The sequence below is a fragment of the Anaerobiospirillum thomasii genome (assembly GCF_900445255.1).
Taxonomy (GTDB): Bacteria; Pseudomonadota; Gammaproteobacteria; order Enterobacterales; family Succinivibrionaceae; genus Anaerobiospirillum_A; species Anaerobiospirillum_A thomasii.
In genome coordinates this window covers 463,106-485,865 of record NZ_UAPU01000005.1, presented here as the reverse complement: position 1 = coordinate 485,865, position 22,760 = coordinate 463,106, and the positions used below count along the sequence as shown (strand labels likewise).

Sequence of the window (22,760 nt, the reverse complement as noted above, 5' to 3'; positions counted from 1 at the left end):
CCTAAAGAGCTGTGGAGACTTTAGAACATAGGTAAAAAGATATAAATCTTATTGCATTATATCAATGAAAAAGCACTGATAGAAAACAAAAAACAGTCTTAGCCATGGTTTAATGCTGATGGTATAAATGCCAAAGGAGATGATATTCCAGAGCCTAGCAAATAATTAATAAATAAAGAAAATGTCTATATTGATGGTAAGCTTTTAAAACGCAAATAAAGAGCAGTTGCTGATAGTAAAAAAATTAATCAGCGTAAGGTCAGATCACGTTATAGCACAATACTTTAAAGCTAAAGGAAAAGGCTGTCAAACTCAAATTAATACATTACTTGGCAAATCTAGAGTCTAGATAGAACATTTTAATTAAAAAGGCGCAGGTTAGAGTACAAAGCGTCCAGTCTTCTTGTAGCTTTAATTATGGGATTTTAGGTAGTAATATATTAGTAAAGAGCCAACAGTGATGCGCGATGAGTTTAAAAAATGGGCCATATGACATCTTATTAGGGACTTTGCATATAGCTTTTTTATATAATTTATACTTTAGAACAAATTTTTATAGACGTCGGCAATTTCACCTGGTGAGAGCTGCACATAACCGTTGGCTATTAACATATGCTGTCTTGTCATTACCATATCCGTAAACTCAAGGATCTGATTTTCCTTCATGCCAAGAGCGCTTAATTTTTTGCGGCTTAGTATGTTGTTGCACAGCCTTTCAAGATAGGCAAAGCTCTCATCCTTTTTACAGTCAAGGATCTCACAGGCCATGCACTCAATATCATCAAGACTGCCAATAGCCTTTTTCTCCTTATAGATTTTTACAATCTCAAAGAAGGTTATATAGTTTGACTCTCCATGTGAGAGTGACAGTCTGACAGCAAGTGGATAGGCAGTGGCATGAATGGCCGCACAGCCTGCATTGGCATAGCCAATACCTGCCATGGTGCCTGCCTGCTGTAACAGGGCTATATTGTCATTCAAAGCCCCGGCGCCATTGCAGGCTATGCTGCTCCAGGCTTTTATAATTATCTCCATGGCCTTTAGGGACATGGTCTTGGAAAAAGGTGTGGCAAGTGGTGACAGATAGGACTCAAAGGCATGGACAAAAGAGTCAAAGGAGCTTGAGGCCATGGCTTTAAAGGGCAGATCCTCTAAAAGCTCAGGGCATAACAGAGCATAATCGGCATACAGACAGTCATCATTTAAAACAGTCTGCACTCCAAGAGAGCTCATTACCACAGCACAATAAGGGGTAACCTCGGTACCAGTCCCAGGAGTTGATGGTATTAAAATAAGGTCACGTATCTTTTTTAAAGCAAAACGCTGATGATAGATATCTGCAAAAGGTGAGAATTTCTCAAGACTTAAAAGCTTGGCAAGCTCCATGACAGAGCCAGGGCCTATACCTATAACTCTTTTATAGCTGGCACCTGCATCTTTGGCTATCTTATCTACAGTTGTATCTAGAATCTGACCTGTGCCATAGTCTTCTCTAAAGAGGATCTTGTTATTCTTAAGAGAACTTTGTAAAAATATGTCGTATATATTTTTAGTTGTAAGTATAAGATCATCACTTTGCACTCTGACAAAGCTTAAAGTTTCCGACATGGTCTTTAAACTTACAATCTCTGTCTTTGATCTAAAGGCTTTTCTTATACTCATCCTAATGACTCCTTTGGCCTAAATAAGGCCTCATTATGTTAATAAGACTATAAACTAAAAAGTTACAGCAGTTTATAAAAAGTAAAAAAATAGCCATATTTTTATTTCAAATTTAGATCAATCTCTAAATTTGAAACACTATTTTAAAAATTCAGGAAAAAAAGCTGTCAGACAGGGCTTAAAAAATCAGATTTTTTATATAATAAATTCAAGTTTTACAACAGGTTAATTTTAAAAGACATATTATGCCCAAGAAAATAGATCAGGGCGCTACAGCTACCATAAAGCTTCTGCGTCTGTTTAGAATTTTACTGGCTGACGATTCAAAACATTTTCTGTCAGATCTGGCTCATACCCTTAACTGCTCATCACAGACTGTACTGCGTCTGATGGCTGATATTGAAAGCGAGGTTAAAGGCAATCTTGAGACAGGTATAGAAAAGGGCAAACGCTATTACAGATTAACCTCCTATATGGCAGAGCAGCTTGATATCAATGCACAGGAGCTGCGCTTTTTATCTATCTGTACCGATCTTAGTTCTCAGTATGTGCCATGCCATATCAAAAAGCGTCTGACCTCATCCATCTTTGAAATGGCCATACAGCTTACAGCCATAGCTGACAGGGACAATATAGACAAGGTTGAGCACTTTGGCATTATCAAAAAGGGCTATATAGACTATGGTCCTCATTTTCAGACCATACACAGCATTATAAGAGCCATGCGCAAGCAGTCACTTTTGAATATAACCTATAAAAAGGTGGGTGAGCGTGAGCTTAATGAATACAATTATGTGCCTGTGCGTCTTGTCTCCATGAACAATACTTTGTATACACTAGGTCATTATTATGATTTAAAGCAGCATAGTTTTACCCATCCCATCTGCTTTTTAGTGCACAGAATTCACTCAGTTGAGAGCAAGGGGCACAGAGACGGAGTGGAGAGCCTACCAAAGATTGAACTTAAGGGCATGGGGCTGCCTATTGATGATCCAAAGCTTTATATCATTGAGTTTAAAGATCCAAAGATTATTGATTTTGTCAGTGACAGAATCTGGGCAGACAAGCAGAAAATCACCTTTGTTGATGATAAAACCATGCATCTTGAGCTTATCTCACAGTCTGAAAAAGAGGTTTTATCCTTTATCAACAGCTTTGGCCCTGGCAATGCCCGCCTCATTAGTGCCACATTGGTCAAAGAGGATGAGAGTTAAAGACTGACATTCTATTTTTTTAAGATTAAAGGGCGGTGGGCTGTGCTACACTGCCTTTTTTACAAGAATTAAGATGGCGCTGTTGTGGCCTTATAATATTTTGTTAGAATGTAGCCACATTTTTTTATAACAGAGCATAAGAATATACTATGTCAGTTACGCACGAGCACAAACACAGATCTCAAAGACATAAAAAAGATAATGTAAATATTGTAGATGCAGACTTTTACAAAGCCATAAGCGCTACTCTTGATAAAGTCAGCTATCAAAAACGCAGGCTTATAAAAAAGGCTTTGTACGATCTCTGCTATATTAAACCAGAGCTTTTTGAGGAAAAGAAAAACGACCTGGCTTTAATGTCGGCACAGGCTGTGGATGATCTTAAATCAAGACAGGAAAATCTGCCAAAGCTTGAATATGATATGTCACTGCCAGTGTGTGCCGAGCGCGACAGAATTGTAAGTGCCATTATGAATCATCAGGTGGTGATTATTGCAGGTGAGACTGGCTCTGGTAAAACCACACAGATTCCAAAGATGTGCCTTGAGGCTGGCCTTGGTATTAAAGGTCTTATAGGTCATACACAGCCAAGGCGAATTGCCGCCCGTGCTGTGGCCTCCCGTATAGCCTCAGAGCTTCATGAAAATCTTGGCAGATCGGTGGGCTTTAAGATCCGTTTTAGCGATGTGACCTCTGAGAGTTCCTATATAAAGCTCATGACTGACGGTATTTTGCTCTCAGAGACTGCAAGTGATAGATTACTTTTAAATTATGACTGCATTATTATTGACGAGGCCCATGAGCGCTCTTTAAATATTGATTTTCTTTTAGGCTACTTAAAAAATCTTCTTAAAAAAAGACCTGAGCTTAAGCTTATTATCACCTCGGCCACCATCGATCCTGAACGCTTTTCAAAACACTTTGACGATGCTCCTATAATTGAGGTCTCAGGGCGCACCTATCCGGTGGAGCTTGTGTATATGCCGCTTTTAAAAGAGGTGGACAGTGACGGTCAGGAGATTTTAGAGGAGACTGATTTAAAGCATGGTGTGCTAAAGGCTGTAGATTATCTTATGGAGCAGGGGCGCGGCGATATTCTTGTGTTTTTGCCAGGTGAGCGTGACATTATGGAGATGGCCTCTTTTTTAAAGAAGGCAACCCTGCGCGATACTGAAATTCTGCCTTTGTATGCCCGTCTTGCCACAGCCGAGCAGAATAAGATTTTTACAGAGCATACGGGCGTGAGAATTGTGCTTGCCACCAATGTGGCAGAAACCTCGCTTACGGTGCCATCCATTAAATATGTAATTGACCCGGGTCTTGCGCGTATTTCACGCTACAGCGCCAAAACCAAGGTGCAGAGGCTGCCTGTTGAGCCTATATCACAGGCCAGTGCCAATCAGCGCAAGGGCCGCTGCGGCCGTGTCAGTGACGGTATCTGTATAAGACTGTACTCAAAGGAGGATTTTGAGAGCAGACCATTGTATACCGATCCTGAGATTTTAAGAACCAATCTTGCTGCTGTTATTTTACAGATGATATCTTTGCGCCTTGGAGATATAAATGAATTTCCATTTATTGATGCGCCAACTGACAGACAGATAAGTGACGGTATACGCCTTTTAGAGGAGCTTGGCGCTATTAAGGAGGCCTCTGGCAACAGTACTGACAAGATTGAGCTTACAGCTACAGGTTCACTTTTATCTAAGATACCATGTGATCCGCGCCTGGCACGTATGCTCGTTGAGGCTGGCAAATACTCATCTTTAAATGAGGCTTTGATTATAGTCTCAGCTCTTGCCGTTATGGATCCAAGAGAGCGTCCTATAGATAAAAAAGAGGCCAGTGACAATTATCACAAGCGCTTTAATGATGAAAAGTCAGATTTTATCTCATTTTTAAAGCTCTATAGCTATCTGACCTCATTGCAGAAGACATTGTCGGCCTCGGCCTTTAAGCGTCAGCTTAAAAAGGAATTTATCTCCTATCTTAGAGTGCGCGAGTGGTTTGATGTGCACCGACAGCTTAAAAGCACACTGCAGTCGCTTAAATTCAAATTCAATGAGGTTGAGGCTGACTATGAGGCTATACACAGAGCCATTATTGCAGGACTGCTCTCGCACATTGGTCAGCTTGATATCAAGGGTAAGAGCTATACAGGTGCCAGAGGCATTAAATTTCTGCTCTCAAGACAGAGCCTTGATGGCAAGACCCCAAAATGGATCTGTGCCTGTGAGATAAGTGAGACCTCACGTTTATTTGCAAGAACAGTGGCTGATATCAATCCTCTATGGCTTGAGCAGGCAGGTGCCCATCTTATTAAAAAGAGCTATGCCCAGCCACACTGGAGCTCAAAACAGGGTGCTGTTCTTGCCTATGTCACCATAAGTTTATATGGCCTGTCCATCGTGCAGTCACGGTTGTGTCAGTATAAGGATATTGATAAAAAACTCTGTCGTGAGCTTTTTATACGTGATGGTCTGGTGGCAGGTGACATATCCTTAAAATACAGCTTCTTTAAACAGAATTTAGAGCTTGTTGATGATGTTGAGTATCTTGAGGATAAGATAAGAAGGCGCGATCTTTTAGTTGATGCCTCTGTTATGCAGGATTTTTATGATAAAAAACTGCCAGATGACATTGTAACGCAAAGACATTTTGAAAAATGGTGGAGCAAAAAGAGCAAAGAGGATGCGCATTATCTTGATTTCAAACTTGAAAACATTGTCAAAGACAGCTTTGATAAGGTAAGAGAGGATTTATATCCTGAGAGTTTTGCCTATGAGAGTTTTAACTTTAAATTAAGCTATGTCTTTGATATCAAGGATAAAAGAGATGGTGTGAGCGTGCATATTCCTGTAACTGTCTTAAATCAGTTAAAGGCAGATATCTTTACCTGGCAGATACCAGGTTTAAGGCAGGATCTTGTAGCCTCATTAATCCGCTCTCTGCCAAAAAGGCTAAGACGCTCTTTAATTCCGGCTCCTGATTATGCCAGGGCTTTTTTAGAGTCTGTGCCTGCCTATGATGGCAATCTTTATACACTTGCTGCCAAGGAATTTACCAGAATCTGCGGTGAGCGTATCAGTGCTGATGATTTTGATTTTACAGCTATTGATAATCATCTTTTAATGACCTTTGTGGTTGAGGATTTAAAGGGCAGGGAGCTTGGCTCTTCAAAGGATCTTGAAGCACTGCAGCATAAAATGCAGGGCGCATCACAGGAGGCACTAAAGCAGGCTGTAAAATCGCACAAACCTATGGCCCCATCTGATAACTGGGTATATGGCTCTATTGAGCGTCATAAAAAAACACAGCATGGCTCATTGTCAATTGTCTCTTATCCTGCCCTGAGTGTTAAAGGCTCTGGTGTCACCCTTGAGCTTTATGATAATGAAATGCGCGCTACGCGTCATATGTGGCAGGGTCTGGTGACGCTTTTGACCTTGTCTATAAAAAATCCTACATCGTATCTGCAAAGCCATCTGCCAAACAAGGCCAAGCTTTCAATGTACTATCAGCCCCTTGGCTCTGTTGGTGAGCTTATTGACGATCTGATAAAGGCCTCTGTCATTAAGATCATCAAGGATAATGGCGGTCTTGTCTACGATGAGGAGGGCTTTAATGTGCTCAAGGAGAAGGTGCGTGGCAGTTTAAATGATACAGCACTTGAGATGTGCTCCTATGTAGAGCAGATCCTCTATAAGGCCCATGAGCTAAAAAGGATGTTAAGAGGCTCCTTTGGCTTTGATGTGGCTTTGTGCTATGCCGATGTGCAAAAGCAGCTTGACTCTCTTGTGTATAAGGGATTTATCTCTGATACCGATCCTGAGAATTTAAAAAATATCCCGCGTTATCTGCAGTCAGCTATTGAGAGAGTGAGCAAGGTATCGCGCGATGTCAACCGCGATTTGAACTATATGCGCAAGCTTGATGCTATAGCTGACAAGTACTATGGGGCTATGACACGTTATGCAAAAGATCTGATTCCTGATGAGCTCAAAGCCGTCAAATGGATGATAGAGGAGCTTAGGGTGTCATATTTTGCTCAGCAGCTGGGAGTTAAAGGTCCAATTTCAGACAAGAGAGTTATAAATGAGATAGACAGGATCTTAAGCCTGTAGAGTCTGCATATCCAAAGTCTATAAAGGGCATGGATAAATTGAAAGATTTGTTGATTGTATCAATTTATTTGTGCCTTATTTAAAATAATCTAAAGACAGTATTATTTACTTTTTAGTAGCATATTTACTATACATTGATGATAGTATCTTTAAACATAGGCATCAGTGCTGTACTTTTACAGTTTTTTATAAAGAATGTAGCTTTAATGTATGTTTTATAATTTGTATAAGGAAAATTTTTATAAGCAAAGTTTTAGGCACTTTGACTGCAGCTTTATGTTGCGCTTCATCTGCTATTGCCTATGAGCACTCAGAGCAGCTTTTAAAATGTATGGAGACAGATTTGCAGCGTGACTGATTTTTAGCTGAAATTGAGATCTTTGATGGTCTGCTCAATGACAGCTACAAGGATATTTTAGGACACCTTGAAAAAGCCACTGTACTGCATAAGAAGTTTAAGGACTCACAGATTTCCCGGCTTAAATTTGCCACACAAAACAGAGAGTTTATTCAGTCATTAGCTACTGAAGGTGCACTTGCCGAGGGCAACTTGCCTATTTAAAGCTCATCAAGCCCGTGTTGAGGAATTTGATTTATTGCTTGCAGTCTTTTTTGATGAGGCAAGCTATCCTGAGCTATAAATAGAATATTGTCTTATTAATAAGAGAATAGGGCTGGGTAGAAAAAAGCAGGATACAAAAAGATAAGCTCTGAGATATCTCAGAGCTTATTGGTGTGTTTTAATTAAATCTGTGATCTGAACTCAAGGGCCTGCCGCTCAAGCGTAAGCTTTTGTGAGTCATTGATATTTAAAGCCCTTGCCAGTCCCTGCAGATAGCTTTGCTCCATATAGTTGTCAGCAACTATTACTGTAGCTGAGAGCTGATAAATATCATCTGCCATATCAGGGCTTGGTACTTTTGAGGCAATATAGGCAGGATCTAAAGGACGCTGCAGAGCCTCACGTACAATGCTATTAAATCTTTCATCTGAGACTAAAGACTTAGAGGTCTTTAAAATTATATTCTGCTCATCATTGTCAATATGACCGTCAGCGCGGGCTGCAAATACCATGGCCTCAATTAAAAGCACAGCATGCTCGTCATTGACAGTGGCTGCAGATGCTGTCTGATTCTGTCTGTTAAACTCATCAAAGACATTGGTCTGTGAGGTACTGCTGTAGGTATTTGGCTGTGGCTGATAGGTATGGCCCTGACTCTGTGGCATGCCACCCTGAGAGTTGTTTTTATCGGCCCATTTTTTATAAAGAGAATAGGCCATAGAGGCAGCCGCTGCACCGCCACCTATATAGGCTATATTTTTGGCAGTCCTTTTAACTGACTTTGAACCACCAAGCAGAGCACCCAGGATTCCGCCAGCTGCAGCAGAGCCTAAAAGGCCGCCAAGACTGCCAAGTGATGACGATGATGACTGTGGGTTTATCTGATCTTTTAGTGAGTTGAACAGATCTTTCATATCAAATCCTTTTAATTAGTAATATCTTATGTCTGTCTGTAGTTGGTGTGATATACGGTTTATAAAAGTTGTTTAACAAATATTATATACTAAAAGTTTCCCAAAAATCTGTACTATTAAACGGCTTCAATATTTGACGCTATCATAAAGGAAAGTTGTTCCACTCAAGAAGCCGTTTAAATAATAGCATATTTAAGTGTCTATGAACTCTTTTTGGGCCTGCCAACCGGTCTTTTAATCTTGTCAGTTTTTTCAATTTTAGGTCTGCCAGGTTTTCTTTTGGGTCCAATAAATTCAGGCTTTTTCTTTGGTCTTCCTCTTGGTTTGGGCTCAGATGTAACTCCTTGCGAGTCCACTTCTTTTTTCTCTTTATGAGGTCGACCAGCTTTAGCTTTTCTAAGTTTTTCAGGTGCCTGCTTATTGGTACAAAGTCCAAGTTTAATTAATGCCTCAAAGCTCGATTTAACCCCCACTTCCCAGTATCCATCATCTAAATCAGGTATGCCTTCAATAGGTGGATCAGTTCTTCTCCATACGGCATTGAGATCTTCCATAAGCTCTCCATATGTTATGCCGTTTAGTACATTATTTTCCTCAAGCTTGTTTAGAATCCTTGATGTAATCAAGGTTGATATGAAGTTTATAAACTCAAGACCCTGCACAGAAAAGTCATTGTGAACTCTTGTCTCATCAAAGTACTCTTCATTTTTATAGCGATTAAACATAAGCTCAAGAAGCCATCGCTCCTTGAATGTCTTATATACAGAAGATGGTTCTAGATCTAAATCTGACTCAAAAACAATCAATCCGGACTTTTCTTCTCTAGATTTATACTCCTGAGCGTCAAATGAGTTGTTTTTTATCGTTCTCATTATGTAGTTTGTATTTTCTTTTGCATAGCCTGATATATCTCTGAAAGAATACAGATAAAGACCGTCTTTTGTTACAACTTTCCTGCAAACTACTGCTTTTTCCTCATATCTGATGGCACTGTCAAACTCTAAAAGAGAATACTCACTGATTCGTACATCATTGCGCCTTATTGGGGTTATATAGTGAAGATCTTTGTGCTCAGCGAGCTCCTGTCTAATTTTATTTGGTGGAAAGCCTTTGTCGGTTACTATAATTCCTTTTTCTATATTATTGTTCCTAATAAAGGCTCTATAAGCAGAGGCATCTATAATGTTTCCAGGTAAAATCATAGAGCATAATGGCTCCATGGTTTCTATTACATAAGCATAGATAATAGAGACATCTCTGCAACCTTTGACACGAGACTTCCTTGAAAAGTTAGACAAATCGTTAACTATACTTGTATTCTGCTTAAGAGTTCCATCTATAGCAATATGACAAGAAGGCAGGAGTCTGTCTATACGTCTTGCATAAAAATCATGCATCAATTGAGAATTTGAGCCAAGGTGGTAGATGAACTTTGCTACTGTATTCTTGCTAAGGCCCACATAAGGTATAAATTTTGAAATAAAACAATGCTCATAGGCGGACTTCAATCTTGTATTTGTAACTCTAGGTCTTATTACCCTTAGCAAGGCCATAGCGAGAATTGTATCCACATCCCCGCACTCATACACGGCCCTCAAATCGTCTTTTATATCGCCGACTACCGAGAAAGCAAGAGCACTGGCTCCATAAGACAATTTATCTGGCATTACTCCCTGAGATACAATTTTAGTCTCTTTGGCAACATAACGACCATCAATAATATGACCAATAATAGCTCCATTGATAGGCTGGGCCTTTCCTTTGGCATCATACTTAGTACCAGATCTTTGACGAACAGCGTACCTATATCTGCCAGTTCCAGATAGAACTACGACAGTATTTGTAGGTCTTGGGACGGCTCTTATATTCTCAGGTATAGACATAACTAAAACCCTCAAAATATTATCTATTAATTAAGATATAACTGTACATATTATATCATATATGTACAGTTAAAATAATATATTTATAGTATTTTTTTATGGATTTTATTAATAATGTCACAATAATAGAGCAAAGAAGAATCTGTTGTTAACAAAGGATTTATGTAATTATTTGGTAAGATTAGGGAGATAGTGAATATGATATAATGAGCTTAAAGTAAATCCCCATTAGTACAGTTTATGGGGAATCTTTTAATATACTATAAAAATTAGATAAAACTTAGATACAGCCATGCCTTTTGATGTAAAGCCATATAAAAATTACAGCACAGAGTATGTGTAATATATAAAGAGCAGGAAAGCTTAAAAAGCTTTAGAAAAGATCGCGTAAAGGGAAAAGACAGATAGCAAAGACAAGATCAAGAAATAAAGGAAAAATACAGACAGGCTGTAGCAAGAAAAGTCCCAAGGTGCAGGCACGCAGGGACTTTTTATGCTTAGAACATCTTAATTTTTAAGAGCAATATAGCTGTTATTTGCCTATAACCTCATTATCAAGCCAGTTTTTAAGCTCTGACATAAATCTGTCGTGATATTTAAAGTTCTCTCTAAAGCCAAAGCCATGTCCGCCGTTTGGATAGATGTGCATGGTGGCGTTTACCTTGTTGGCAAGAAGAGATCTAAAATATCTGATGCTGTGCTCTGGTGGAGTGTCATCATCAGCATTGAGAGCTATAAAGGTCTTGGCTGTAGTAGGTTTAACCTGTTTTTCAAGAGAGTATTTAAGCTCAAGCTCACTGCCAGGTTTTGGATAGCCTACAAGATTGTGCTTTGAATCACTGATGCTTGCAATCTCATCATCAAAGGTGATGACAGGGTACAGCAGAATGCTAAAGGCCGGCAGGCCCTGCTGTGTGGCATAGGCTGTATAGGTGGCAGCAAGATGGCCGCCTGCTGAGGAGCCAAAGACACCGATTTTAGAAGGATCGAGGCCAAACTCATCTGCCATAGAGACAATAAGATCGGCTGCAGTGTTTACATCCTCAAGAGGGATCTGATCTACTTTGTTCGGGGTACGGTATTTGAGCACAAAGGCACTAAAGCCCTGTTTGTTGAACCAGGTGGCCACATCAAAGCCTTCATGCTGCATGGCAGAGCCGAAATAACCACCGCCTGGCAGAATAATTACACCATAGCCATTTGGTTTTTCAGCCTTGAAGGCATAAAGTTTTGGACTTGAAATATCTGTAACGAAGGTGTCTGTATCGGTTAAAACCTCATCCTTATTGAGTGTGGTTACAAACTGTGGCTTTTTGTTCTGATACAGATCAATAACTACAGGATAGGCTGAATCTTTATTGGCTTCATCAAAATTTGCTGTATAAACAACTTTATTGTTGGTATCACTCGCTTTATAGGTATTGTCTAAAGGAGCTGGAGCCTGACAGGCTGCAAGAAAGAGGGCGGCGGCAACGGGGCAAAGAGCTAATCTGTTTACACGCATAAAAATTCTCCTTAAATATCAATATCAGACATACCAAAGTGTAAAGGCTTGTATTAGTAAAAAATTAAAAGATGATATTTTTTATTGAAAAATATCTGTGAAAGTAGTGCACATTTGTTGTGAATATGAAACATAGTAACATCTTGTTATTAAAGCATTAAAAATAGTTAAATTTATTTTTCTATTTTTAAACAGCAGGTAAATTTTTATACATAACAAAATGTAATTAAATTTAGTTTAAACAATATGTTTATACAAAAAAAATTAAATAGATATATGATGGTACTAGAGGACCAGGAGGGCAGATATGATTAAAGAGAAGCTGCGCTTTATTAGAAGCTGTATAAGGTCACAGACAGTGGCGCTGCAGTTCTGTGTCATTATGACACAAGTTTTATGACTTAGATCATGAGCTGCAGCCCATGATCTAAAGAGCAGAATTAGAGGTTGTCCTCAAGGCATTTTAATAAAAGTCCTGAGGCTTCTTTTTCATCCTCACCTTCAATATCAAGGGTAATTGGTGTGCCAGAGCGTATGCCAAGACCCATAAGGGCAAAAATACCGCCTTTGAGTTTTATGGATTTGCCGTTGGCATGCAGTGTAATATCTGATTTGCATTTGCCTGCACACTGAATTAAAGCACCGGCAGGACGGGCATGAACGCCATCAGGATCTTTGATGGTATAGGTTATCTGTTCCATACTATATACCTTATGTAAAAGACATCTTCTATATTCTAAAAGCTTACAGCTTTTTTTCCAATATGTTAAATCCAAATCAAAACTTTTCTTTTAAGGCCCTAAGCTGTATCTTATTTGTGCCATACAAGATAGAATCTGTATCTGCCTTTGCAGGATTATTATAGATAAGGTGGATAAGATAGATTTGAGTCCCACGCTGTCATCAGAGCCTGAGTAAAGCTGTATACATAAAGATAAGAGTGTAGACAGTGAGCACAGGGCATCTGTGTCTGAATATAGGCAAAAACTGGGGCTTTAAATAAGAATTACCACCAAATGAGCAATGCTCTTTTGATGGTAACAACATAGGTATGTTTAAAATCTTTAGTCGCCGGTAGCTATTCTGTCGCGCAGTTTCTGTCCTGCTTTAAAGGTGGTGACGCGACGTGGTGTAATAGTTACCTCCTGACCTGTCATAGGATTTCTGCCAGGTCTGGCTTTTTTGACTTTCAGCTCAAAATTGCCAAAGCCTGTAAGTTTAACAGGCTGACCTGCGGTCAAAGATGTGGCTATAACGCCAAAAAAATCATCGACAAAGGCCGCTGCCTGTGACTTTGACAAGTTGTACTTGTAAATTAAGCGATCTACTAGATCAGCACGTGTAAGAGCCATATCAAAATCTCTTATTAATGTTCTCTGCCCAAGCTACTTATCTTAAACTTTAGGCACCAACAATGATAATCTAAAGTTTTATTCTAATATAGTTGAGTTTTTTGCTCAAGATAGTGATCTAAGTTATAAAATTCCACTAATAAAATGATTTAAAAACAATTTTGTGGAATGTTCAGCATTTTAATAGTGTTTTTTATAAGTGAACACAAGATTTCAATATAGTAAAAAATATAATTAAATCAAGGATTTTATTATGCTGTTAAGAAGAGGGTCAAAAGAGTAGACTGCTGATGCCCCTTATGTATAGGTGTGTTAAACAAAATGGAGTTTATGCACAAAATATTAGCATCTTGAAAATGTAGCTAAATATAGGTATTTGTGCGTAAATATAGGCGATTTGTTGTAAAAATATATCTTTTTATTGATTGATCATGTAATATTGCTGTTATTTAGATATTTGTTATGGTTATATCAGTGCGTTAAGTTTTTAGTGTGCGATAGTTAAAAAGGTTTAAACGAATGGAACAACATATTACTTTTGAATATACGCTGGGCATGCAGGAAACTATTGCTCTTGCAGTAGTGCTGCTGCTTCTTGGCAGATTTATTAAAAATCATGTCTATGTGCTTAAAAAGTTTTTTATTCCGGCTCCTGTTGTAGGCGGTATAGTTTTCTCATTTGTGACTTTGCTAGGTCATGAACTTAATTTATTCCAGTTTACCTTTGACAAGATCCTAAAAGATCTGCTGATGCTTGTGTTCTTCACCACCATCGGCTTCGTTGCTAGTTTCAAGATGCTCATGCGCGGCGGCGCGAGCGTTATCATTTTCCTGATAGCCTGTATCATACTTATCTTTATACAAAACGGTGTGGGTATTGGTCTGTCATCACTGTTCAATCTCGATCCTCTCATGGGTCTTGCCACCGGCTCTATTCCTCTTACCGGCGGTCACGGCACGGCAGGTGCGTTTGGACCTCTGCTTGAGGATGCAGGATTAGTAGGTGGCTCAACAGTATCTATTGCCGCTGCTACCTTCGGTCTGGTTGCAGGCTGTATGATAGGCGGACCTATCGGCAAGAGACTTTTGCAAAAATATAATCTGGCTCCTGCCAACCGCGATGTAGAAAATGCAGAATACGTTGAGGGTAAGCTTACCAAAGAGCAGAAGAATATTGATGAGCTGCTGCTCTTTAAGGCCTCCTGCTATATCATTATGGCTATGGGTGTAGGTCACTACATTATTGTAGGCTTTAAGACGGTAGGTGTAACTTTACCTGTCTATCTTGGCCCTATGGTTGTAGCTGCCATCATCAGAAACTTCCTTGATGTGACCAACAGACAGATCCCACTGCACTCCATTAACGTAATTGGCGGTATCTGTCTGCAGCTCTTCCTGGCTATTGCTCTGATGAGTATCAATCTGTGGGAGCTATCAGCCCTGGCTATTCCTCTTATTACCATTTTGGTTGTACAGACTGTGGTTATGGCTCTGTATGCCTACTTTGTTACCTTCAATATTATGGGCAGAGACTATGATGCAGCAGTTATTGCTACAGGTCACTGCGGCTTTGGTATGGGTGCCACACCAAATGCTATTGCCAACATGGAGACCTTTACAGGTGCCAACGGTTACTCACCAAAGGCCTTCTTCGTAGTACCAATTGTAGGCTCACTCTTTATTGACTTCTTCAACTCCACCATTTTATCGGTGATGATTTCAGTAATGAGCAGCTAAAGGCAAATTCTAATATCTGCAGTGCCTGCCACTGCAGATATTAAATCCTCTCATTAAATCTATCTATACAGATTCCATCTTTTTTCAATAAACCCCATAAGTCTAAAAGATCTTAATTCAAGTTTTCTGTAGCTTATACATCTGCTTTTCTTATACAGTTCAACTCCTTTTTGTCTGTGGCAGAACATGCATCAAGATTGCGCCTTATGCCTGGCTTTAACTTTTTATCTGCAATATGATTTTTAGATACAATTGGTTGCAGATGCAGGATGTTAACTATAGATTAATTTAAAGTTAAAATCTCTTTATACATATGTTTAACAAAGACCTGCATCAAAGTCTTAAATTACATATTTATAGAGCGCTATTTTTTGTTGCATACAAAGTGCATTATAATGACTATGGTTATATTGCAGCTCTAATGGCTGATGCTTGCCTTTGAGATTTTCCTGTTAACCAGCTTTACACTGTTATTTGAGGTTTGTATGCGCTATTTTTCATCAGCATCTTTGCGCTGTGTTTCATCTGCTGCTGTGCTTGTTATATCAGCTGCTTTTAGTTGTGCCCATGCAGGATTTGACAGTAATCTAATTAAAAAACTTGATAAAGAGTGTTCACAGGGCGATAGCAGCGCCTGTCTGTCCCTTGGTGAGTTTTATCAGACAGGTGAGGAGGTGCGCGAGGATCAGGTCAAAGCTCTATTTTATTATGAAAAAGCCTGCGACCTTGACAACAGCGTGAGCTGCTCAATAGCAGGCAGTTACTATGCCTCAGGCATAGGGGTTGAGAGCGACAGGGATAAAGCCATAAAGCTTTTTGCCAAAGGCTGCAGCCTGGATGATGTGGCCTCCTGCGCAGCTCTTGGCAGCTACTATATGGCCGATAACAAAGAGGTTAAGGCTCTAGATCTATATCAAAAGGCCTGCTCTATGAATCATGTTGATTCATGCGCCTATCTTGCTTCAATCTATGAAAAAGGCGATGGGATTAAAAAGGATTTAAACAAGGCTGTCAGATACTACACAAGCACCTGTTATTTTAATGATCCAGATTCATGCTATACAGGAGGCAGCCTGAGCCTTGAGAATAATGATATTGATGGCAATATCATAAGAGCCCGCGAGCTTTTTGTGCATGGCTGCAATCTTGATCATAAAGAAAGCTGTGTTAAGGCTGGAGCTTTACTGCAAAAAGGTATGGATATAACTCCTGTGTACAGTGCAGCTGCAGCTCTTTACAGCAAAGGCTGTGAGCTTGGCGATGTTAGAGGCTGTCTTGGTATTGTCAGCATGAGCTCTTTGCGCAACAGTGCAGATGCTGATGATATAAAACGTGAGTTTTTACCAAGGGCCTGTGAGCTTGGTGATAAAAAGAGCTGCGATTTTATTAAAAACAACAAGGCTCTTTTTAATTAAAATTTAAGTGTGCATATAAAATTTATATGCACATTGTTATACTATTATTAAAATAAAAAAACTCTTTATTATTAAAAGGATATGTGCAGATGTATTTCACTTTAAACAGGGCATTAATACGCAGTCTTCTTGGCGCCTCCTTTCTATGCCTGCCTTTGCTCTTTGGCACTGTCAGTGCAGCAGAGGATGAGATAATAAGTAAGTTTAAACAAAGCTGTGAAGACGGCAGTGCCGAGGCCTGCCGCAATCTTGGTATCTGCTATGACAGAGGAGATGGCGTGGCTGTAGATGACAGTATGTCTGCTGCCTACTATGAAAAAGCCTGCACTTTAAAAGATGGTTTTAGCTGTATGTATGCATCTATGGCTTACAGTGAAGGTCGGGGTGTTACACAGGATGTAGCGCATGCGCAAAAGCTGCGCGACACTGGCTGTGCTTTATATCCTGAGGGCGTATTATGTGAAGAGGTTGCAGATGAGATGGCCCAAAAAGATGCCGAGAATCTGTTTAATGACAACCTTAAAGAGTGTGAGAATAAAAACGGATCGGCCTGTAATGAGGTATCTTTGCAGTATCGCACAGGTGATGGCGTGGATATAAATTATGAAATGTCCATAAAATATGCCCACAAGGCCTGTGATCTTGAATTTGCCACAGCTTGTACCATGATAGCTGAGTATTATTTAAGACAGGGAGAGCAAAGCTCTGCAGCTGATGCTTTTGCCTTTTATGTCAAAGGCTGTGAGTTTGGCGATGCCCTTGCCTGCAACAAGGTGGCCGAGTCCTATGTTAATGGCAGCGGTGTGGACAAAGATGCACAGATGGCCAGCAGCTACTATGAAAAAGGCTGCAATCTTGATGAGATTATAAGTTGTCAGTATCTGTATAATTTTTATGAAGTAGATGGCGATGAAGAGCGCTTAGAGCATATAAGGGAAAAACTTGCACAGCTGTCTGATGAATAATTTGTGGCACTGTCAAATAAACAATAATAATGTAGAACAGAATAGTGCTCATTTGTACAATACAACATTTGTATATAAATGTTAAAAAAGTAAGGCTGATACAATTATAAGTGCAGTTAAATGCTGCGCTTTAGCAGTGTGTATAAGAATTATTCGAGTTTTACATGGGCAATAGATTTGTGCACACAGCTTTGACATTATTTGGCTCTACTCTTGTATCATTGAGCATCTCTGGCGCTATGGCCTTTGATGGTAATCATCCACTGCATGAGAGCTATAAAAAGTGTACAGATGAGAGTCAGGACAGTACTGTTTTGATATAGGCTATGCCTATGAACATGGACAACAAGATCTAAAGCAGGATCAGGCACAGGCTCTTGAGTATTATTTAAAGGCCTGTGAGCTCAAAGATGGCAATGGCTGTCGTCACAGTGCTTTAATTTAGCATCTCTCTTGATAAAAGTCCTGATACACAAAAATATGCAGCCTTTTTAGACAAGGGCTGCATGCTCAATGATCCAGGTTCATGCGACCTTTTGGGCTCTGAATATGAGTTTAATACACCTTAAAAGGCTCTAATCTACTATACCAAGGCCTGTGAGCTTGATAATGCCTCATTCTGCCGTTTAGCAGGCGTTTTACTTGCTGACGGCGGTGATGGTGTCGATAAGGATCATGGCAAGGCTGTAGAGTACTATATGCACGCCTGCTATCTTGGTGATGACTACTCCTGTTTTTTAGCCGGCAATCTGTGCATGGAAGATGAGAGCATTATGGCCAGAATAGGCCGTGCCAAGGAGATGTATAAGACAGGCTGCAGTTATGACAATAAAGACAGCTGTCGTCTGCTAGGTGAAATGATTATGGCCAGACAGGGTTATGATTTTGATGATAATAAGGCCATTGAATTCTATCACAAAGGCTGTGAGCTTGGAGACTGGCAGTCCTGTGACAAGGTTATAGATGTCTGCTTTGAGTATGAATGTGAGGACTTTCAAGCAGTGCTGCACAGCTATGCCCCGCGCTCATGTGATCTTGTCAGTCTGCGCAGCTGTGATTTTATAAATGCCAACCCAGAGCTCTTTAATCAAAAATGTCTAAAAGACAAAAAAAAGCCCTGATGATAGATCGGGGCCTTTTTGTACCTGACTCTTATAATGCTTATTTAAGATCTTTAATATCTGTCTCCTGTTTCTTTTATACAGACGCTACAAGTACAGCCTTAAATTTGTATTTACCTATAACCTTCAGAGCAATCTTTAAAGCCATATTTGCAAAAAGGTACAAGCTCATCATCTGCAATGCATACAGCCCTGACAGGCCATACAGAAAAAAGCATATTACACTGGCACAAAGAGTAAAGCTCAGATCTTCTTTACAATATCCAACATTATAGATAAAGGCAGGATTAAAAAAGTGCTTTAGAGCTTTAAAGAGCAGGAGAGTAGCTGCAGTGCTATTGCAGTGTTTTGGCTATTTGGGCTTTGAAATATACAAGAGAGTTTTATAGACAATAAGTTTACAGGAAGGGGAGAAAAGCTAGGATTACAGTTATCAAAAAGCCAGCTTTTACGCTGGCTCTTTGATATGGCAGCAGCTGCTGCCTTAATTTAGAGTTACCTAGGCTGTCTTTTTAGCACCGGCTCTGTCAATTACAATCATAATCACAAAGAGGATTGATGATGGAATGAGCCAGGCCAGATCAGATGAGTACAGTGGCAGGACATCGGTCAGTGCCTTTGGCAGAACCTGAATACCTGCAGCGTCAAAGCCGTCTACAACACCAAATAGTAATGAGAGAATGGTTGGTGGAGCAACAACTTTAATGCTGTTTACAAAATATGATCTGAAGAATGAGGTCAGAACCATAACCACGAAGGCTGGGTATACAGTTATCAGTAATGGGATTGAAACCTTGATAAGCTGAGTTAAGCCTAAGTTTGAAATGGCGCATGAGAAGATGGCAATAGCCAGTACGAACTTGGTATAGCCAATGCCTGTAATCTTATGGAAGTAGGCAGAGCAGGCACAGGTTAAGCCAATGGCAGTAACCAGACAGGCTACAATGATCAGTATGGCCAGGAAGAAGTTGCCCAGCGGACCAAAGGCATAGTTTACATAGGCACTTAAGATCTCAGCACCGTTGGTGGCATTTGAGGCAATACCATATGACTCATTGCCAAGCTTGAACAGGCAGATGTAGATGAACATAAGGCCGCCACCTGCCATTAAGCCTGAAATAGTGGCATACTTGGTAACTGACTTGCTGTCATTTACACCACGGTTTCTGATGGCGTCAACAATAACGGTACCAAAGGCAAGAGAGGCTAAGGTATCTAAGGTCAGGTAGCCGTTGACAATACCCTGGGCAAATGGCTCTGACTTGAATGGCTCAATGCCTTCAATAGGTGCAGATGGAGCAAATACCAAGGCTGCAATACACAGAATGAAGAGAGCTAAAATCTTGATAGGTGAGAGGAACTTGCCTACAGTATCAAGGATCTTGGCAGGATATAGTGCAAAAATCAGGGCAATAAAGAAGTAGACAACTGAGTAGATTAAAAGCATGGAGCCACCGTCCTTTTCTGAATAGAAAGGAGTAATGGCAAGCTCATAGGCTACAGTTGCTGTTCTTGGAATGGCGTAGAAAGGACCAATGGCCAGATAGCAGATTACGGTCATAATAATACCGGCTCTGACACCAATTGGAGCTGTAATCTCACCTAGAACACCGCCCACCTTGGCAAGGGCAATAGCGGCAATAACCGGCAGACCAACGCCAGTTAAAAGGAAACCTAGACCGGCAATAGTTACACCATCACCAGACATCATACCGATAAACGGCGGGAAAATAATGTTGCCGGCGCCAACATACAGGGCGAAGTTGGTCATACCCAGCAAGATAATATCTCTTAATGACAATTTTTTCATAAAATATCCATAACTACAATTTATGAGACGTATAAACCAAAGCTTTAAGAGCCATGTCCTGGAACTTTCCTAAATATAAACAAATATAGGCCTTTGGCTTTGTTATGTGAACGAAAATTATGCCACATAAATAGGCATATTGTTAGAACTTATTATTTTTACGTCCAAATAGCGTTCATAAATTGTCAAATATGGGCATATATGTATAATAACAGTGCATGTGCACCAAAATAGCAATACAAATGCACTTTATAGAACAGTACAAACATATTAACCACATAATACAGGATATTGATGTGCCGCCATGGTTAAAAATACCCTTAAAATATGATAGAGCCGTGCTTGTGGGGTATTAAACCTATTGCCGAAAAATATAGGGCTGCAGGGGGTTTTACGACTGCTGCAACGCATGATAGGTATCAGGTTATAAATGGTTGCCATTAAAAGGTGCAGCAGTTGCGCTTTTAAAAATTATATGAAAAGGATAATAAATGATAATATTTTGTTATCATGCTTAAAATGATTGTAAAAAAACAGCGTTTACTCTATGCTGACGCGCATTTTGTACAGTATTTATCAAAGGAGTGTAAATGCAGACTGTCTCCTTTATAAAAGGTTGTTTATAGGTTTTATATGTACGTTCAAGTAAAGTCAGCCTGTGGAATTAAATATGTCTATGTCGTGGAGTCATTTCGCAAGAGCAATGGCAGCATATCGCATCGCATTGTAAAAAGCATGGGACGTTATGATGATCTTATAAAAGATGATCCTGAAGCTCTTAACAAATTAAAAGAAGATGTAAAATCCTGCTCCACTGAACTTAGAAATAAAAAGGTGGTTGATAATATAAGAACAGTACAGGCCCTGTCCAGGTCGCAGATGGATGATGACTGTGATTTTACAGCAGGTTTTCCACGCCTTAATTATGCCAATTATGTGCTGCGCTCCATATGGCGCGATATAATCTGTCTTGACTACAGAATTTCATATCTGCAAAAGAGATATCACAAGCATATAACAGATGCAAGTCTTGCTGATCTGCTCTTTAACCGTGTACTTGAGACTCTGGTACATTTTGAAGAGACAGGCAAAATCTGGGGTGTAGAGCTTGCTCTTATTGCCGACAACTATGATCCTCAGCAGGATCTTGATGTCTATAACAGATACAGACGCGATCTGTACCTTGAGATAAACAGCATTTATAACTTCTTATATAAAAGAATAGATGAGCGCGAGGAGTCACATCATCTGGCAGCTCATATCAATACTGAATTTGTTTTTGACAATGAGAGGGAAAATCCTGATCACAATGGTTTTGATATTGACTCCATAAGCGATGAGATAGTAGATAAGAATCTGTCCCGTCTTATTGAGAATTTACGCCATATCTTTATGCTTATTATCAACTGCAAGCTTTCACAGATTGGCAAGCAGATAGCAGAGGCAGATATTCTAAGGGCATTTCTTGAGGCTGAACTTATAGTTGAGTTCTCCTTTGGCACGCCTTCATGCTTTGTCTACACCAAGGCCAACAATGGCCGCTATGCCAGGGTTTTAAATTTAATCATGCAGGCTCTTGATCTAAAACCTCTGTTAAATGCCCAGGACAGAGTGGAGCTCTCCAAGCGTTTTAGAGCCAAATTTACCGATGACAGCAAGGTTATACCTCATAAAATCTATGAGCTTCTGGTCAATATTGAAAAGCCTGCTATTTTAAAGAGTTAGTTTCGATGCGTATTATAATTTCACCTTCAAAAAAGATGCATGTCAACACTGATGTCTTTGCCGCCAGGGCCATGCCATGTTGTCTTGATAAAACAGCTTTGGTGCTTGAGAGGTTAAAGGCATTGAGTGCAGATGAGCTCAAGGCTTTATGGAAGGTGTCAGATGCGCTTTTAGATGAGAATATACAAAGACTTGAGACAATAGATATCAATAAAGCCATATCGCCTGCGCTTTTTTCCTATATAGGGCTGCAGTATGAGTCCATGGGTACCAACTGCCTTGATGATGAGGCTTTGAGCTATCTTGATGAGCATCTTTTTATTCTCTCAGCCTTTTATGGCTATCTGCATATTTTTGATGCCATAAGCCCATATCGTCTTGAAATGCAGTCAAGGCTCAGTCTTGGCAGCTGCAAGAATCTATATGATTTCTGGGCTCCAAGCTACAAAGAGCTTTTCAATCAGGATGGGGATATTATTTTAAATCTGGCCTCAAAGGAGTACTCAAAGGCCATAGAGCGTGTGCTTGATGATAAAAAGCGTCTTGTTACCTGCTCCTTTGTAGAGAAAGTTGGGGATAGCTACAAGGAAAAGGGCACCTATGCCAAGATGGCCCGTGGCAGTATGGTGCGCTATCTTGCCTCTATAAAGGCAGATGATCTTGAGTCTGTAAAGTCTTTTGATTTAGGCTACAGCTTTGATAACGAGCTCTCTTGTGACAATATGCTCGTCTTTGTGCGTCAAAAATAATTAAAAATATCACAAAGGGCCTA

Annotated in this window: 18 protein-coding genes; 11 read left to right on the top strand and 7 right to left on the bottom strand. The window is 39.9% G+C overall.

Features of this window, described 5'->3' with window-relative positions; genetic code table 11:
- The first annotated feature begins 226 nt into the window (after positions 1-226).
- Positions 227-349 carry a BrnA antitoxin family protein gene (locus DRZ93_RS13980; RefSeq protein WP_113744536.1) on the top strand — a complete coding sequence of 41 codons (123 nt, stop codon included), beginning with the start codon at positions 227-229 and terminating at the stop codon, positions 347-349.
- 191 nt (positions 350-540) lie between these two features.
- Here the strand turns inward: DRZ93_RS13980 and DRZ93_RS02360 are convergent, their stop codons facing one another.
- Positions 541-1,662, bottom strand: a complete 1,122-nt coding sequence (locus DRZ93_RS02360) for an iron-containing alcohol dehydrogenase (protein ID WP_113744535.1) — start codon at positions 1,660-1,662, stop codon at positions 541-543.
- A 245-nt stretch (positions 1,663-1,907) separates the two neighbouring features.
- Between DRZ93_RS02360 and DRZ93_RS02355 the strand changes: the two genes are divergently transcribed.
- On the top strand, positions 1,908-2,876 hold the full coding sequence (locus DRZ93_RS02355) for a WYL domain-containing protein (protein ID WP_113744534.1): 969 nt from the start codon (positions 1,908-1,910) through the stop codon (positions 2,874-2,876).
- Positions 2,877-3,025: 149 nt separating this feature from the next.
- Positions 3,026-7,000 (top strand): ATP-dependent RNA helicase HrpA, encoded by a 3,975-nt coding sequence (gene hrpA / locus DRZ93_RS02350; protein ID WP_113745728.1) that lies wholly within the window; start codon positions 3,026-3,028, stop codon positions 6,998-7,000.
- Between the two features lie 744 nt (positions 7,001-7,744).
- On the opposite strand, the gene DRZ93_RS02345 is transcribed toward hrpA, so the two are convergent.
- From DRZ93_RS02345 to DRZ93_RS02325, 5 genes are all read right to left on the bottom strand, one after another.
- The gene (locus tag DRZ93_RS02345) at positions 7,745-8,476 is read right to left on the bottom strand and encodes a tellurite resistance TerB family protein (RefSeq protein WP_113745727.1); all 732 of its coding nucleotides are present in this window, start codon (positions 8,474-8,476) and stop codon (positions 7,745-7,747) included.
- 200 nt (positions 8,477-8,676) lie between these two features.
- A complete protein-coding gene (locus tag DRZ93_RS02340) occupies positions 8,677-10,359 on the bottom strand; it encodes a transposase (RefSeq protein WP_113745435.1) in 1,683 nt (560 codons plus the stop codon).
- A gap of 532 nt (positions 10,360-10,891) precedes the next feature.
- Positions 10,892-11,863, bottom strand: a complete 972-nt coding sequence (locus tag DRZ93_RS02335) for an alpha/beta hydrolase (RefSeq protein WP_113744531.1) — start codon at positions 11,861-11,863, stop codon at positions 10,892-10,894.
- A 440-nt stretch (positions 11,864-12,303) separates the two neighbouring features.
- Positions 12,304-12,564 carry an HPr family phosphocarrier protein gene (locus DRZ93_RS02330; protein WP_113744530.1) on the bottom strand — a complete coding sequence of 87 codons (261 nt, stop codon included), beginning with the start codon at positions 12,562-12,564 and terminating at the stop codon, positions 12,304-12,306.
- Between the two features lie 363 nt (positions 12,565-12,927).
- Positions 12,928-13,215: an integration host factor subunit alpha gene (locus tag DRZ93_RS02325; RefSeq protein WP_113744529.1), complete on the bottom strand. Its 288-nt coding sequence runs from the start codon at positions 13,213-13,215 to the stop codon at positions 12,928-12,930.
- A gap of 519 nt (positions 13,216-13,734) precedes the next feature.
- Here DRZ93_RS02325 and gltS point away from each other — a divergent pair.
- From gltS to DRZ93_RS02300, 6 genes are all read left to right on the top strand, one after another.
- Complete coding sequence (gene gltS, locus DRZ93_RS02320; protein WP_113744528.1) at positions 13,735-14,952, top strand: sodium/glutamate symporter; 1,218 nt, start codon at positions 13,735-13,737, stop codon at positions 14,950-14,952.
- A 485-nt stretch (positions 14,953-15,437) separates the two neighbouring features.
- Positions 15,438-16,367, top strand: a complete 930-nt coding sequence (locus DRZ93_RS02315; protein WP_172458002.1) for a tetratricopeptide repeat protein — start codon at positions 15,438-15,440, stop codon at positions 16,365-16,367.
- A gap of 89 nt (positions 16,368-16,456) precedes the next feature.
- Positions 16,457-17,332 carry a tetratricopeptide repeat protein gene (locus DRZ93_RS02310; protein ID WP_113744526.1) on the top strand — a complete coding sequence of 292 codons (876 nt, stop codon included), beginning with the start codon at positions 16,457-16,459 and terminating at the stop codon, positions 17,330-17,332.
- A 164-nt stretch (positions 17,333-17,496) separates the two neighbouring features.
- The gene (locus DRZ93_RS13495; protein ID WP_172458001.1) at positions 17,497-17,655 is read left to right on the top strand and encodes a hypothetical protein; all 159 of its coding nucleotides are present in this window, start codon (positions 17,497-17,499) and stop codon (positions 17,653-17,655) included.
- Positions 17,652-17,777 (top strand): SEL1-like repeat protein, encoded by a 126-nt coding sequence (locus tag DRZ93_RS13975; RefSeq protein ID WP_113745096.1) that lies wholly within the window; start codon positions 17,652-17,654, stop codon positions 17,775-17,777. The genes DRZ93_RS13495 and DRZ93_RS13975 overlap by 4 nt, the downstream gene beginning before the upstream one ends.
- A gap of 253 nt (positions 17,778-18,030) precedes the next feature.
- The gene (locus DRZ93_RS02300) at positions 18,031-18,453 is read left to right on the top strand and encodes an SEL1-like repeat protein (protein ID WP_113745726.1); all 423 of its coding nucleotides are present in this window, start codon (positions 18,031-18,033) and stop codon (positions 18,451-18,453) included.
- Between the two features lie 499 nt (positions 18,454-18,952).
- Here DRZ93_RS02300 and brnQ read toward each other — a convergent pair whose 3' ends face one another.
- A complete protein-coding gene (gene brnQ / locus DRZ93_RS02290; protein WP_113744524.1) occupies positions 18,953-20,263 on the bottom strand; it encodes a branched-chain amino acid transport system II carrier protein in 1,311 nt (436 codons plus the stop codon).
- Between the two features lie 633 nt (positions 20,264-20,896).
- On the opposite strand from brnQ, the gene DRZ93_RS02285 reads away from it, so the two are divergent.
- Both DRZ93_RS02285 and yaaA read left to right on the top strand, forming a co-directional pair.
- Positions 20,897-21,988: a hypothetical protein gene (locus DRZ93_RS02285; RefSeq protein WP_113745724.1), complete on the top strand. Its 1,092-nt coding sequence runs from the start codon at positions 20,897-20,899 to the stop codon at positions 21,986-21,988.
- A gap of 5 nt (positions 21,989-21,993) precedes the next feature.
- Positions 21,994-22,737 (top strand): peroxide stress protein YaaA, encoded by a 744-nt coding sequence (gene yaaA / locus DRZ93_RS02280; protein ID WP_113745723.1) that lies wholly within the window; start codon positions 21,994-21,996, stop codon positions 22,735-22,737.
- The last annotated feature ends 23 nt before the right edge of the window (positions 22,738-22,760 follow it).

Excerpts from the sequence above, each read along its gene's own strand:
- DRZ93_RS13495 (WP_172458001.1), top strand. The coding sequence starts at position 17,497 with ATGGGCAATAGATTTGTGCACACAGCTTTGACATTATTTGGCTCTACT.
- DRZ93_RS02325 (WP_113744529.1), bottom strand. The coding sequence starts at position 13,215 with ATGGCTCTTACACGTGCTGATCTAGTAGATCGCTTAATTTACAAGTAC.
- hrpA (WP_113745728.1), top strand. The coding sequence starts at position 3,026 with ATGTCAGTTACGCACGAGCACAAACACAGATCTCAAAGACATAAAAAA.
- DRZ93_RS02345 (WP_113745727.1), bottom strand. The coding sequence starts at position 8,476 with ATGAAAGATCTGTTCAACTCACTAAAAGATCAGATAAACCCACAGTCA.
- DRZ93_RS02335 (WP_113744531.1), bottom strand. The coding sequence starts at position 11,863 with ATGCGTGTAAACAGATTAGCTCTTTGCCCCGTTGCCGCCGCCCTCTTT.
- DRZ93_RS02285 (WP_113745724.1), top strand. The coding sequence starts at position 20,897 with ATGTACGTTCAAGTAAAGTCAGCCTGTGGAATTAAATATGTCTATGTC.
- yaaA (WP_113745723.1), top strand. The coding sequence starts at position 21,994 with ATGCGTATTATAATTTCACCTTCAAAAAAGATGCATGTCAACACTGAT.
- DRZ93_RS02300 (WP_113745726.1), top strand. The coding sequence starts at position 18,031 with ATGCACGCCTGCTATCTTGGTGATGACTACTCCTGTTTTTTAGCCGGC.
- DRZ93_RS02315 (WP_172458002.1), top strand. The coding sequence starts at position 15,438 with ATGCGCTATTTTTCATCAGCATCTTTGCGCTGTGTTTCATCTGCTGCT.
- DRZ93_RS02340 (WP_113745435.1), bottom strand. The coding sequence starts at position 10,359 with ATGTCTATACCTGAGAATATAAGAGCCGTCCCAAGACCTACAAATACT.
- gltS (WP_113744528.1), top strand. The coding sequence starts at position 13,735 with ATGGAACAACATATTACTTTTGAATATACGCTGGGCATGCAGGAAACT.
- DRZ93_RS02360 (WP_113744535.1), bottom strand. The coding sequence starts at position 1,662 with ATGAGTATAAGAAAAGCCTTTAGATCAAAGACAGAGATTGTAAGTTTA.
- DRZ93_RS02330 (WP_113744530.1), bottom strand. The coding sequence starts at position 12,564 with ATGGAACAGATAACCTATACCATCAAAGATCCTGATGGCGTTCATGCC.
- DRZ93_RS02310 (WP_113744526.1), top strand. The coding sequence starts at position 16,457 with ATGTATTTCACTTTAAACAGGGCATTAATACGCAGTCTTCTTGGCGCC.
- brnQ (WP_113744524.1), bottom strand. The coding sequence starts at position 20,263 with ATGAAAAAATTGTCATTAAGAGATATTATCTTGCTGGGTATGACCAAC.
- DRZ93_RS02355 (WP_113744534.1), top strand. The coding sequence starts at position 1,908 with ATGCCCAAGAAAATAGATCAGGGCGCTACAGCTACCATAAAGCTTCTG.